This is a genomic window from Tuberibacillus sp. Marseille-P3662 (genome assembly GCF_900178005.1).
In the GTDB taxonomy this organism is placed as follows: domain Bacteria; phylum Bacillota; class Bacilli; order Bacillales; family Sporolactobacillaceae; genus Marseille-P3662.
The window spans coordinates 547,627-560,883 of record NZ_FXBS01000006.1 but is presented as its reverse complement, the minus strand read 5'-3'; the positions used below and the strand labels follow the sequence as shown (position 1 = coordinate 560,883).

Below are 13,257 nucleotides of genomic sequence, written 5' to 3'. Positions count from 1 at the left end.
GTACCACCTTTCATTTGTTTTGGTTTCATGATTAGGTTTCACTTAAACGGTGAAAACATGATAAGGAAATATTGTTAATTGAAGAGGCTTGACATTAATAATCTTCTTCAACAAACCCAAAGTCGCGCAGACGACCTTCGCGATTACGCCAATTTTCTCTGACTTTAACCCATAAATCCAAATAAACCTTACTTCCTAAAAGCGCCTCAATATCACCCCGTGCTTGTGTCCCAATATTCCGCAGCATTTTTCCTTGTTTTCCGATGATAATACCTTTTTGAGATGATCTTTCAACAATGATAGCTGCCGCAACATAGACTGTATCCTTTTCTTCCTTATACTCGATATGCTCGACTTGAGCAGCAACCGAATGAGGCACCTCATCCTCAGTCAAATGCAAGACTTTTTCGCGGACCAATTCAGAGATAATAAAGCGTTCTGGATGATCTGTGATTTGGTCCGCAGGATAAAATTGTGGTCCTTCTTCCATATATAAAAGAATTTGTTCTAGCAGCGTATTCACGTTATTCCCATTCAGTGCGGAAATCGGAATCACTTCAGTAAAATCATATTTCTCCCGGTATGACTCAATAAAAGGCAATAACTGATCAGGATGTACTTTATCAATTTTATTGATGACCAAGAAAACAGGAGTATGGCATTTTTCCAGTTGCTCCATGATATATTGATCCCCTTTACCATACCCCTTGTCGGCATCAACCATAAATAAAACAATATCGACCTCATCAAGTGTTTTTTGGGCGATATTAGTCATGAAGCTTCCCAATTTATGTTTCGGTTTATGTATACCTGGTGTATCAATAAAAACAACTTGAGCATCTGACTGATTATAAACAGCTTGTATTTTATTTCTTGTTGTTTGCGGTTTGTCACTCATAATAGCAACCTTTTGCCCTAACACATGGTTTAATAACGTTGATTTCCCCACGTTTGGTCTGCCAATCATTGCCGCAAACCCTGATTTAAATTGGTCATTTGTCATGATTCATATCCCCCGCATTAAAAGCTCCTGGTAATAGTTCCGAAACTGTTGTTGTTTGCACGTCACCATCTAAATTGGCCAGCAACACCCGCATATCTCCGGGACATAACTCAGCCATCACCTGACGGCAAGCTCCACACGGTGGAACAGGCCGATTTGAATCAGCGACAACGGCCAGCGTTTGATAGTCTTTATCATTGTCTGAAAATGCTTTAAACAGCGACGTCCGCTCCGCACAAATAGTCAGGGGATAGGCTGCATTTTCAATATTACCAGCGGTGTAAACCTCACCGCCTGAAGTTAACAAAGCGGCCCCAACAGAGTAATCCGAGTATGGTACATAGGCCTTGTTTCTTGCGTCGGTTGCCGCTTCAATCAATTGTTCATCGTTCAAGATATAACATCCTTTCTCCCTTTCTCAAAATGTCGGCCAAAAAATCATGCCGCCAATAATGGCAGAAATCACCGACATTGATAAAACAGCCCCTGCAGCTATATCTTTAGCAGCTTTGGCTAATGCATGCCATTCATCTGAGACCAAATCAACCACTCTCTCAAGCGCTGTATTCACCATTTCAAGACTCACAACCTGTCCTATAAGAAGCAAAATTATAAAGAATTCAGTTCGGCTAATCTCTAAAATCCATGCCAGCGTAAGAACGATAAATGCAATCGCCAATTGGATCTGTAGATTTTTTTCCGCTTTGGCCGCCTGTACAATCCCACTTAATGCAAACGAAATCCTGTGCCATAGCGAATAAGAACTTGAGCCATCCCCTTTCACCTTAACTTGACCTCGTCAAACCGAAGTCAGATAAAATATCTTCTTGAAGTTGAAACATCTCTTTTTCATCGGTTTCAGTCATGTGATCATATCCAAGCAAGTGAAGTAGACCGTGGACAAGCAGGAAGCCCAGTTCTCTTGTAAATGAGTGACCATACGCTTTGGCTTGTTCTTCAGCTTTTGGAACCGACAAGACAATATCACCTAGGATTCTTGGCATATCATCACCCTCAACCGGAACTTCCGTCTCATCCATTTCCTCAAGAGCAAACGAAATGACATCCGTCGGTTGATCTTTATCCCGATAACGCTTATTAATACCTTGAATCGTCGTATTATCAACAAAAGTTACGGACAACTCCGCATCATCAATATTCAATTTCTCTGCGGCAAACGATAGTAAATCGTTCATGTGTCCTTGCAATGGATCATTTATTTGTTCGGTTTCATCATTAAATTCAATTGTTAAACTCATCTCGGGCTCACCTTCTTCGCTGGTTATGATTATTCGTAAGCTTCTATGACTTTTTGAACAAGCGGATGACGGACAACATCCACTGGTTTCAATTGGACTGTTGAGATCCCATTAATATTCTTAAGTGTATCTCGTGCTATTTTCAAACCTGATTCATGGCCTTTAGGCAAGTCTACCTGAGTGATGTCACCGGTCACAATCATCTTTGAATGGAAACCAAGGCGTGTTAAGAACATTTTCATTTGCTCGTTTGTCGTATTCTGAGCCTCATCTAGGATCGCATACGCGTCATCTAACGTACGCCCGCGCATGTAAGCAAGCGGAGCGATTTCGATCGTCCCTCGTTCAATGAGCCGCATCGTATGCTCAGCTCCCAAAATATCATGCAAGGCATCATACAATGGTCGTAAATAGGGATCGACTTTCTCTTTGAGATCGCCAGGTAAAAACCCTAGACTTTCGCCGGCCTCGACAGCGGGACGTGTTAGAATAATTTTTTTAATATCCCCGTTTTTCAGAGCATTAACTGCCATAACAACAGCTAAGAAGGTCTTACCCGTTCCGGCCGGACCTATAGCAAACACCATATCCTTGCTCTTCATAGCAGCAATATAGTGCTTCTGCCCCAAAGTTTTGACTCGAATGGGTTTGCCTTTGGCATTGACGGCAATGACTTCTTCATACAAATGACTTAGTTCTTCAATTTGCCCTTGTTCAGCCAATTGAATAGCATAAACAACATCGCGCTCTGTCACTTGATAACCTTTCTTAACAAGGTTCAACAGTTCTTGCAACACTTGTTTCACTTGCCCTACAACTTGATCATTGCCCGAGACGGATACACCTTCTCCGCGTGTGACAAGGGATACATTTAACTTCTCTTCAATGATTTTTAAATTGGCATCTCCGGGGCCGAACAAAGCAATAGCTTCATTAGATTCATCGAATTGGAGATCGATCGCTTGTAATGGACGTTCTGTCAATAATCTCAAACTCCTTATTTGTTAGGCCTATTTTTTACCTTAGTTTACCACAAATTCGAGTCGCAATTCCAATTCATCCTAAGACAGTAAACATTCCATCAAAATAAAAAATGTCCGGATTCTCTCCGGACATGCCATCATTCGTCATCTTCAGTCTCTTCTTCTAGTTTCTGTTTTCTTTGTTTCGGGACAAAACTTTTCGTTTCTGTAATCTTTTGATGGACTGTATAGGATATCTCAAGCTTGACAATCCCATCCTTCTGATCGATGTTTGTCGCTTCCTGTGAGACAATCTCAGCTTCATCAGACAAGCGGTTTAACAGTTGCTTTCGGCTGATATTTTTTCCAAGTTTGACGGCGTCGCTTTTCGATAAATGACGCTTTGACGACTCCGTCTCTCGCTTAATTTCCTTTTTATAGGAAACAGGAAGTTTCCAAAATAAAAAACGGACGGGTTTTTTGACAACCTCTTTTTCACTATGTTTATAAGGATCGTCATCAAATCCCCATATTGGAACGTCCCAACCAAACAGCGATAACTGGTGTTGGGTATAAGTTTCTCCTGTCATCGTTGTATAGTCCGTTTTTAACGGAACCTCTGTTTCCGTGGTCATCCATGTTTCCCCTATAACTTTCCCCTTAGCCGATACAAACTTAGGATCCTCAGATGTTCCCACATTTCCCGAAATTAAAACGTCGCCGGGTTTAACAAAATCATTCACCTTGACCATCGGCGTTCCCTTTTCGGCATAGATATCAACAATGGTTGCTTTCTGTGAAGCGACCATATCCCGCGGACCCGTATTCTTGTCTTCCTTTGGTAATTCCTTTTGAACAACATCAATCCGATAAGTTGTCCCATTTTTTGACACACCGACCCATGTCACCTTATCCAATTGAGCAGCAAGTTCATCTTCCATTTTTTCTAAGGGCGGGAGGAAGAAATCAATGGAACCAACATGGACTTGCATATTTTTCAAAATTTTATTAATGTCATCTTCAACACGGGCATCGGCACCGGTAATTTTAATAGACCAAACCATGTTAGATAAAATGAATAATACAAGGAAAAATAAGGCCAGTCCACCAATAATTCCTGCCCGATTCGTCATACGCTTGATAAAAAACGGCAAACCTTGCCGCCTTTCAAAATGGATACGGCAATCCGTTGCTTTCAACAATGGCTTGATTTCCTTAACATTCTTTAATGCAATGTAACAACGGATCTTGTTGTCAGTGACCCGTGAAACATCCCATATCGCCACGTTCTCTCTGACACAGCGATTAATAAATTGCTCCGTTCGCTTTCCCTTAATGATGACACGGACATGACCATAGATCGTTTCATCCCAATTTTTTTTCATAAACCACGTCAACCCCTGTATAAATTAATCGATAAAATTGACTTGTTTGATCGTTCCTTCAAGTAAAATTTCTTCAGGTAAAATGGTTTTTAGAACAAAATCTTTACCCGTAATCAACAACTGTCCTTGGTCCAATGACAAACGTAGTTCATTATTCGTGAACGACAAAACACCTTTGTGATTTTCAATATATATATGTAATTGCCCGATCATGGTGATCCGGGGCAAATCCATGACAACATCGGCAGGCATATCAGTATGATTAAGGACCCAACTTTTTAGGTTATTACGCCATTTTGCCATCGCCAAACCACCACCTCTTTATTCATCTTTATGTTAAAAACCAGCTGTGTATCACCTTATAACTCCATAAAAAAAACAGACCCATTAATGGATCTGTTCGATTAGAATTATAAACGGCGAGACAGGCGATTGGAAAAGTGTTTATGATAAGCCCGCGGTGGGCCAAACACTTCTTGCATGATCAAACTATCAGCCAATTGCTGCCGGTTTCGAAATTGCAGATTCAACCGCACATCTGTCCCTCGTTTATTTTGACCTTGTTTATGATTCTGGTTAGACAACAGCCTCACCTTCCAGCATTAGGATTCAGGATCCGGTTCATCTTCATCATTTTGATTAATATGACCGACCGCATCACGCATATCTGTATCAGCTTTAATATTGTTGTAATTCATATAGTCCATTACACCGATGTTTCCGTCTTTGAGTGCTTGAGCTATGGCTTGTGGCACTTCAGCTTCGGCTTCAACTACTTTGGCGCGCATTTCCTCGACGCGAGCTTTCATTTCTTGTTCTTGGGCAACCGCCATTGCCCGTCGTTCTTCTGCCTTGGCTTGAGCAATATTCTTGTCGGCCTCAGCTTGTTCCGTTTGTAAATGAGCGCCAATATTTTTACCAATGTCCACGTCAGCAATATCAATGGACAGAATTTCAAACGCCGTCCCTGCATCCAATCCTTTTTTCAATACGGTCTGTGAGATCATATCGGGATTTTCTAGAACCTTGCTGTGAGTTTCACTGGATCCGATTGTTGATACAATACCTTCACCCACACGGGCAATCACCGTTTCTTCGCCGGCACCACCCACAAGCCGGTCAATGTTCGCCCGAACCGTGATTCGAGCTTTGGCCTTTACTTCAATGCCATCAATGGCGACACCCGCGGTAAACGGGGTTTCAATCACTTTTGGATTCACACTCATTTGTACAGCTTCGAGGACATTTCTACCTGCCAAATCAATGGCGGCACAGCGCTCAAAACTGAGCTCCATATTCGCCCTGTGAGCGGCGACTAAGGCATCTACAACCCGATCAACGTTACCGCCCGCGAGATAGTGACTTTCTAATAGGTTCGTATTTAACTTCAAGCCCGCTTTTTCAGCTTTAATGAGCGGCGCAATGACTTTTCTTGGCGTCACCCGGCGTAAGCGCATACCAACAAGTGTAAAAATACTGACCCGTACACCCGCTGCCAATGCTGAAATCCATAACATGACAGGTACAAAAGTCAAAAATATTGCCAAAACAATGATAATGATGGCTGCGATTAAAAAAACACCAATGGATGAACCTGAAACTTGATCCATCTTCATCCCCCCTATAATGTTTGCGTTCTTATGTACATACGATTTGAATATTCAAATCGTTTCAAAAAAACTGCTGATCAATTTATGATCAGCAGTTTTTTTAATTAAGCCTGTCTTTAACAAGTTGACTGACTAAGGCACCATCAGCTTGACCTTTGATCTTTGGCATAATGGCACTCATGACTTTGCCCATATCTGCTGGTGATGTGGCACCAACTTCATTAATGACTTCGTCAATAATGGCGGTCAAGTCAGCTTCTGATAATCGTTCAGGCATATAAATGTCTATAATTTCAATTTCTTTTTGTGTTTCGGTGACTAAATCATCACGTGCGGCGTTCTCAAACTCCTGGAGGGAGTCTTTCCTCTGTTTGAGTTCACGAGACAATACCGTCAACACTTCATCTTCAGTCATAGCGGCGACATCTTTGCCAAGTTTGATGGCATCATTTTGAAGAGACGCTTTAAGCATACGAAGCACAGACAATTTAGTCTTATCTTTGCTCTTCATAGCGGTCTTCATATCTTGTGTCAGCCGTTCATTGAAGCTCATGCGAACACCCTTTCTTGCTCGCTATCTTTTCTTCTTGGCGCGAGCTTCAATTTTCTTCTTACGGCGTTCGCTAGGCTTTTCGTAATGTTTGCGTTTACGAACTTCCGCCATGGTCCCAGACTTGTTGACGGATTTTTTAAAACGTCTGAGAGCGTCCTCTATAGATTCGTTTTTGCGAACTTTTGTTTCAATTTTCATGACGTGTTTTCCCTCCCTCCAAATGATGCCGCTTTTGGTGATACAGTACACCAAAAAAAGAAGGCAAAATATCTGCCCATCAGACTTATTGACCATACTTAGATCAAAATAGCGACAATGAATTCCTATACGTTTGACATTATATATCAATCCGATTTCAGGGTCAACTTAATTGCGATATTTTTTTAGTCACGACTCGTTTATTCAAATAAAATTGTCATGACGGAACATCTTGTCCAATAAGATATCAATGGGTGATGTGGTATGAATCCATTATTTTCAGCTTTCATAGTGTATCTCAGTATATTCCTTTTTGGCATAACTGTTATGAAATTAGGTTTTGGCAACTTAACGGGAAGTAAACTCAATGGGATACTATTCAAACTTACCGACCATCCCATAAAAGGTTTAGTCGTTGGAGCTGCCATCACTGCGATTGTTCAGAGCAGTTCAGCCGTTATAGTCATTGCTGTTGGACTTGCAGCAAGCGGTTTGATTAAATATTATCAAACCATTGGCATCATGATTGGGGCGAACATTGGGACAACAGTGACAGGAGAAGTATTAGTTCTCCAAACGGATTACTTACATATCGTTTTATTAATTGCCGGTGTGCTGTTGCTAATGATGCCGCAACAAAAATGGTTTAGCGCCGGGGCGGCTATTTTCGGTTTAGGATGCCTATTCACAGCCATGAACGGCATGCATTCGTTAGCAACACCCTTACAAGAAACCGGTTCAATCAAGACCATTATTGAAATGGCGAATGATTCCATATTGTTTGCACTGCTGATTGGGGCTATTTTTACGGCTATCATCCAATCTTCATCAGCCGCAACCATCATAGCCATGACGTTCATGTACAATCATGGTGTTCCTTTAGAAACAGGGATTATTTTTATTTTAGGCGCAAATATTGGTACATGTGTTACAGCATTATTAGCCGCTGTCGGTTCTAACTGGCAAGCGCGTTGGACAGCTTACACTCATGGTGTATTCAACCTCGCTGGCGCCATAATATTTCTTCCCTTTGTCCAATGGTTATCGGCTTTGGCGAGATCATTCGCCAGCACCCCTGATGCTCAGTTAGCCCATGCCAGCGTGCTCTTTAATGTCATTATCGGATTGCTGGCTCTCCCCTTTGCCAAACCTTTAGGGCAATGGATTGAATCGAGAAAAAGTTGGAGCTAAAAAAATCATGCGTCGAACGTTCGACGCATGATAACCCTAGCGGCCATCGTCTATGTTTCTTCTACAATCTTAATCCCTGCACTTGCACCAAGGCGAGAAGCCCCAGCCGCGATCATATCTTCAGCTGTCTTCCGATCGCGAATGCCTCCAGAAGCCTTAACACCTTTATCAGGGCCAACAGTTTGGCGCATGATTCGAACGGCTTTTGTCGTAGCACCACTGTCGGAAAAACCTGTTGAAGTTTTGACAAAATCGGCTCCAGCTAGGATAGCTAAGCGACTGGCTTTCTGAATATCTTCTTCGGACAAAAAGGAAATTTCCAAGATCACCTTAACAATAATGGATGTATCCGTCGCCTCTACCACAGAGGCTATGTCATGTTCAACGCTTTCATAGTCTCCCGACTTAAAAGCCCCGATATTCATCACCATATCAATTTCCGTCGCGCCATTTTGTATGGCCTGCTTCGTTTCAAACGTCTTTACTTCTGTTGTTGTTGCTCCAAGTGGAAAACCCACAACAGTGCAAACTTTGACATCTGTTTCCTTCAATTGTTCATAGGCCATACCCACCCACGTGGGATTAATACAGACGGAGGCAAAATGATACTGCCTCGCTTCCTCACAAAGTTTCAGGATATCATCATACGTCACAGCGGGCTTCAAAACTGTATGATCAATCATACTCGCAATATTTGTCATGGACGTCATCCCTTTGCACTATTATAGATTTACCGTATGCGGTTCCAGCTGATCATCATCGAGGACTCTAACAAATTGGCCTTCATTATACGGATACCCTGATTGCTTAATTTTCACCCGAACAAGTTTCCCTTCCATATCAGGGGTCGCCGGAAACTTCACTCTAAGATAATTGTCAGTATAACCAACCCAGTAATTGTCATTTGCATCCTTTTTGAACGGTTCTTCTGGGATGACTTCCAAAACCTCATCTTCATATCGTGAAGCATATTCTTTGGCTAATTGATTCGATAGTGAAATCAGTTGTTTAACCCGGTGATGTTTGACATCATCAGGCACTTGATCTTTCATACGTGCCGCTGGTGTCCCTGTTCGTTTTGAATATGGGAAAACATGAAGCTCCGAAAATCTGAGATTGCGGATGAAATCATAGGTTTCTTGAAATTCTTCTTCTGTTTCGCCTGGAAATCCCACAATCACATCTGACGTTAAGGCGAAATCAGGCAGCGCCTTGCGCAAATGTTCAATTTTCTCAGCAAAAAATTCAGTAGTATATTTACGTCTCATGCGTTTAAGCACCGTATTGGAACCTGCTTGAAGCGGAATATGTAAATGACGGGCAATCACCTTGGACTTGTCAATAACTTCAACGACTTCATCCGTCACTTGACTCGCTTCAATTGAGGAGATCCTTAGACGTTTAAGGCCTATAACCTTTGATTCCAAATCACGCAGCAACTGAGCAAAGTTATAGTCTTTCATGTCTTCACCATAACCCGCAGTATGTATGCCTGTTAGCACGATTTCTTTGTAACCCGCATCCACGAGTTTCTGTGCTTGCTCAAGGACAGATTTGGGGTCCCTAGACCGTAACAAACCACGTGCCCACGGAATAATACAGAACGTACAGAAGTTGTTACAACCTTCTTGAATTTTTAATGATGCCCTAGTTCGATCAGTAAATGAAGGGACTTCCAACTCTTCATAAACACGCGTCTTCATAATATTGCCGACACCGTTAATAGGTTCCCGTTCTTTTTGATACTGTTCGATATAACCCAACATTTTTTCACGGTCTTGAGTGCCAACAACAATGTCAACGCCAGGAATCTCCATCACTTCAGAGGGCGATGTCTGTGCATAACACCCTGTGACACAAATCACGGCATCAGGATTTTTTCGAATCGCACGCCGAATCACTTGCCGGCTTTTGCGATCACCTGAATTGGTCACTGTGCATGTGTTAATGACGTAAACATCAGCTGCTGAGTTAAACTCTTTCCGTTCATAACCGTTTTTTTCGAATAACTGCCAGATGGCTTCTGTCTCATAATGGTTTACTTTACAACCTAACGTATGAAAAGCGACAGATGACATTTATTTCACCTCACTAAGTAATTCCAATTGATAAGCAATTGCTGACAGAATGAACAGCGGTGCTGTTTCCGTACGAAGAATTCGCGAACCTAAACCACAAAGAACTCCTCCAGCCGATTGAAAGGCGTCAACTTCCGATTTCGATAATCCACCCTCAGGTCCAATCACAATAAGGAGCCGTTGCCCGGATTCCAAGTTGTTTAAAACTGATGGAAGTCCTGTCTGTTGTCCACGCTTCCCTTCTTCCTCATAGGCGACGACACAACTGTCATAATCAGAAATTGCTTGGATCAAATCTTGAAGCGTCCATGGTTCGATTATTTCAGGTATATAGACACGGTGGGATTGCTCAGCTGATTCTTTAGCGATTTTTTGCAGACGACTAACTTTTTTATCCACCTTATTAGCGGGCCATTTAACAATCGATCGGTCGGCAGTAAAAGGAACAAATGAGTTAACTCCCAATTCAGTCCCTTTTTGGACAACCCATTCCAGTTTATCACTCTTCGGCATGCCCTGCACGACCGTAATGTTAATATCTAACTCTTGATTGGCTGGTTGTTCTTCAAGAATGTCTGCAATAACCTTTTGCTCATCTAGATCTCGTATTTTACAAAGAAAAGCATGACCATCATTATCACAACAAGTAATCGTTTCGCCGTCTGTCATCCGCATAACCTTACGAATATGCCGGGCATCCTCACCCTGTATGATCACGCTATGATCTTGAAATTGTTCCTTTGGTATGAAATAACGCTGTGACATGGATCCACCGCCTATTAACCCTGATATTTGACCACTAGAGCAACCCAGTCTTCTTGTTCCATCGTTTCAATCACTGTGAATTGCTGATGTCGAAGCGCTTGAATGACTTGATCTTTTTTGTTCTGGATAATTCCGGAGGTCACCATAATACCGCCGGGCTTGATAATAGAGGCTACACCCTCAGACATACGAATCACAATATCAGCTAGGAGATTCCCAACAATGAAATCGTAAGGGCCTTTAATATGATCAACCAGATTATTTTGTTTAACGGTGACAACATCATCAGCTTTATTGCCTTTAATATTTTGCTTAGCTGATTTTACGGCCACATCATCCAGATCAACCGCTAGAATATCGTCGCTTCCTAGTTTAGCTGCAGCAATGCTTAATACACCTGATCCAGTACCAACATCCAACATCTTATCCCTGGGTTGCAAATATTTTTCTAGAGCTTGTATACATAAAACCGTTGTTGGATGGGTGCCGGTACCGAATGCCATTCCCGGATCTAGTTCAATGATTAAATCATCCTGGGACTCAGCCTCATAGGTCTCCCATGTCGGTGTTATTGTTATGCGGTCTGTAATTTTTACCGGCTTATAATACTTTTTCCAAGCTGTTGCCCAATCTTCCTCACGGACTTCCGTCAACGTGATTTCGTTAGGTCCAACATCGATGTCATATAATAATAAGTTATTAATGGATGCCTTAATTGTCTCAACGGTTTCGCCCAAAAAGCTATTGACCTGGAGATAAGCTTTAACATTAACCCCCTCTTCAGGGTAATCATCAGGATTCAGTTCATAAATTTCCCCGGTTCCTTCTGGCCATTCTCTTTTCAGATCTTCTGAATCCTCAATGACCACACCACTGGAACCTGCCTCATGTAAAATGTTTGAGACAGGCTCAACAGCCTCATGGGTTGTATGAATACAAATTTCCGACCATTTCATATCGCCAGCTCCGTTCAATTCATTTAGGAATCTGATTTAAATGCGCGTTTGAACCTTGAAAACAGATTATCTGGTTCATCCTCATTAAGCGAGTTACCGCTTATTTCTGACAGCTCCTTAAACAACTCACGTTCACGGTCAGATAGTTTTTTTGGAGTCACAACTTTTACGGAAACATGTTGGTCACCTTGACCGTAACCGCGGACATTCGGAATCCCCTTGCCTTTTAGTCTAAAGGTCGTTCCTGTTTGAGTCGCAGCTGGAATTTTCAACTTAACATTACCATGCAAGGTCGGTACTTCAATTTCGTCACCAAGAGTGACTTGAGCAAAGTTTAGCGGAACATCACAGTAGACGTCATCGCCATCACGCTCGAAAAACTTATGTGGACGCACATCAAAAACAACAAATAAATCGCCGCTTGGACCGCCATTTACACCCGCTTCACCTTGTCCACTTACGCGGATTTGCTGACCATCATCCACACCTGCAGGGATTTTAATATGAATTTGTTTACGTGTTTGTACACGACCATCGCCACCGCATGTCGTGCATTTGTCTTTAACGATTTTACCCGATCCTTGACAATGGTGACAGACTCGACGGTTAACGATTCGACCAAATGGTGTATTTTGTTCGACATTCATTTGACCTGAACCACCACAGTGCTGACATGTTTCTGGTTTTGTACCTGGTTTGGCTCCAGAACCATCACAAGTATCACACGTTTCTTCACGAGGAATTTCCACATCAGTCTCCTTACCGAAGGCAGCTTCTTCGAATGCGAGACTCATCGTGTATTGCAGATCAGCGCCTTGCCTTGGTGCATTCGGATCTCGCCCGCGAGAACCGCCGCCACCGAAGAACATATCAAAAATATCGCCGAAGCCTCCAAAGTCAGCACCACCAAAGCCTTGACCTCCGCCAAAGCCTTGATTAGGGTCAGCATGACCGAATTGGTCATAATTTGCCCGTTTCTGAGAATCACTTAATGTTTCATAGGCTTCTTGGACTTCCTTAAATTTTTCTGTCGCAGATTCATCGTCTTGGTTCACATCTGGATGATACTTTCTAGCTAATTTTCGATAGGCTTTTTTTATTTCATCTTTTGACGCGTCCTTACTAACACCTAAGACTTCGTAATGATCGCGTTTACTCATATATCTAACACTCCCGATTTTAGAAGTTAGAAACAGTTATGAATCTCTAACCTCGAACATCTCGTTTCTTAAGTTCACATAACGTTTATCATATCATTCATCATCAATTAGTGGCAAGCCTCAATCAATCTATCTAA

17 protein-coding genes are annotated in these 13,257 nt (G+C 42.1%); 1 reads left to right on the top strand and 16 read right to left on the bottom strand.

Annotation, left to right across the window (positions count from 1 at the left end; genetic code table 11):
- Window positions 1-94 precede the first annotated feature (94 nt).
- The 11 genes from era to rpsU all read right to left on the bottom strand — a co-directional run bounded on the left by era (window position 95) and on the right by rpsU (window position 6,970).
- Window positions 95-1,003: a GTPase Era gene (gene era, locus B9Y89_RS11285; RefSeq protein ID WP_085523332.1), complete on the bottom strand. Its 909-nt coding sequence runs from the start codon at window positions 1,001-1,003 to the stop codon at window positions 95-97.
- Window positions 993-1,397 (bottom strand): cytidine deaminase, encoded by a 405-nt coding sequence (gene cdd / locus B9Y89_RS11280; protein WP_085523331.1) that lies wholly within the window; start codon window positions 1,395-1,397, stop codon window positions 993-995. Before cdd ends, era begins: the two co-directional genes overlap by 11 nt.
- A gap of 24 nt (window positions 1,398-1,421) precedes the next feature.
- Window positions 1,422-1,787: a diacylglycerol kinase family protein gene (locus B9Y89_RS11275; RefSeq protein ID WP_085523330.1), complete on the bottom strand. Its 366-nt coding sequence runs from the start codon at window positions 1,785-1,787 to the stop codon at window positions 1,422-1,424.
- 1 nt (window position 1,788) lies between these two features.
- Complete coding sequence (ybeY, locus tag B9Y89_RS11270) at window positions 1,789-2,262, bottom strand: rRNA maturation RNase YbeY (protein WP_085523329.1); 474 nt, start codon at window positions 2,260-2,262, stop codon at window positions 1,789-1,791.
- Between the two features lie 29 nt (window positions 2,263-2,291).
- Window positions 2,292-3,245 (bottom strand): PhoH family protein, encoded by a 954-nt coding sequence (locus tag B9Y89_RS11265; RefSeq protein ID WP_085523328.1) that lies wholly within the window; start codon window positions 3,243-3,245, stop codon window positions 2,292-2,294.
- Between the two features lie 137 nt (window positions 3,246-3,382).
- A complete protein-coding gene (yqfD, locus tag B9Y89_RS11260; RefSeq protein WP_085523327.1) occupies window positions 3,383-4,609 on the bottom strand; it encodes a sporulation protein YqfD in 1,227 nt (408 codons plus the stop codon).
- Window positions 4,610-4,633: 24 nt separating this feature from the next.
- Window positions 4,634-4,912 carry a sporulation protein YqfC gene (yqfC, locus tag B9Y89_RS11255; protein WP_085523326.1) on the bottom strand — a complete coding sequence of 93 codons (279 nt, stop codon included), beginning with the start codon at window positions 4,910-4,912 and terminating at the stop codon, window positions 4,634-4,636.
- Window positions 4,913-5,019: 107 nt separating this feature from the next.
- A complete protein-coding gene (locus B9Y89_RS19050; RefSeq protein WP_176222196.1) occupies window positions 5,020-5,193 on the bottom strand; it encodes a hypothetical protein in 174 nt (57 codons plus the stop codon).
- 18 nt (window positions 5,194-5,211) lie between these two features.
- On the bottom strand, window positions 5,212-6,219 hold the full coding sequence (floA, locus tag B9Y89_RS11250; protein ID WP_085523325.1) for a flotillin-like protein FloA: 1,008 nt from the start codon (window positions 6,217-6,219) through the stop codon (window positions 5,212-5,214).
- A 100-nt stretch (window positions 6,220-6,319) separates the two neighbouring features.
- Window positions 6,320-6,772 carry a GatB/YqeY domain-containing protein gene (locus B9Y89_RS11245; protein WP_085523324.1) on the bottom strand — a complete coding sequence of 151 codons (453 nt, stop codon included), beginning with the start codon at window positions 6,770-6,772 and terminating at the stop codon, window positions 6,320-6,322.
- Window positions 6,773-6,793: 21 nt separating this feature from the next.
- Window positions 6,794-6,970 (bottom strand): 30S ribosomal protein S21, encoded by a 177-nt coding sequence (gene rpsU / locus B9Y89_RS11240; RefSeq protein ID WP_139822790.1) that lies wholly within the window; start codon window positions 6,968-6,970, stop codon window positions 6,794-6,796.
- 264 nt (window positions 6,971-7,234) lie between these two features.
- Here rpsU and B9Y89_RS11235 point away from each other — a divergent pair, with 264 nt between their 5' ends.
- On the top strand, window positions 7,235-8,161 hold the full coding sequence (locus B9Y89_RS11235) for a Na/Pi symporter (RefSeq protein WP_085523323.1): 927 nt from the start codon (window positions 7,235-7,237) through the stop codon (window positions 8,159-8,161).
- A gap of 50 nt (window positions 8,162-8,211) precedes the next feature.
- On the opposite strand, the gene deoC is transcribed toward B9Y89_RS11235, so the two are convergent.
- The 5 genes from deoC to dnaJ are packed head-to-tail and all read right to left on the bottom strand — an operon-like array spanning window position 8,212 to window position 13,120.
- The gene (gene deoC / locus B9Y89_RS11230) at window positions 8,212-8,862 is read right to left on the bottom strand and encodes a deoxyribose-phosphate aldolase (protein ID WP_085523322.1); all 651 of its coding nucleotides are present in this window, start codon (window positions 8,860-8,862) and stop codon (window positions 8,212-8,214) included.
- A 21-nt stretch (window positions 8,863-8,883) separates the two neighbouring features.
- Window positions 8,884-10,239, bottom strand: a complete 1,356-nt coding sequence (gene mtaB / locus B9Y89_RS11225) for a tRNA (N(6)-L-threonylcarbamoyladenosine(37)-C(2))-methylthiotransferase MtaB (protein WP_085523321.1) — start codon at window positions 10,237-10,239, stop codon at window positions 8,884-8,886.
- A complete protein-coding gene (locus tag B9Y89_RS11220; RefSeq protein ID WP_085523320.1) occupies window positions 10,240-11,004 on the bottom strand; it encodes a 16S rRNA (uracil(1498)-N(3))-methyltransferase in 765 nt (254 codons plus the stop codon). It abuts the gene before it with no gap.
- 14 nt (window positions 11,005-11,018) lie between these two features.
- On the bottom strand, window positions 11,019-11,960 hold the full coding sequence (gene prmA / locus B9Y89_RS11215; RefSeq protein WP_085523319.1) for a 50S ribosomal protein L11 methyltransferase: 942 nt from the start codon (window positions 11,958-11,960) through the stop codon (window positions 11,019-11,021).
- A 23-nt stretch (window positions 11,961-11,983) separates the two neighbouring features.
- On the bottom strand, window positions 11,984-13,120 hold the full coding sequence (dnaJ, locus tag B9Y89_RS11210) for a molecular chaperone DnaJ (RefSeq protein WP_085523318.1): 1,137 nt from the start codon (window positions 13,118-13,120) through the stop codon (window positions 11,984-11,986).
- Window positions 13,121-13,257 lie beyond the last annotated feature (137 nt).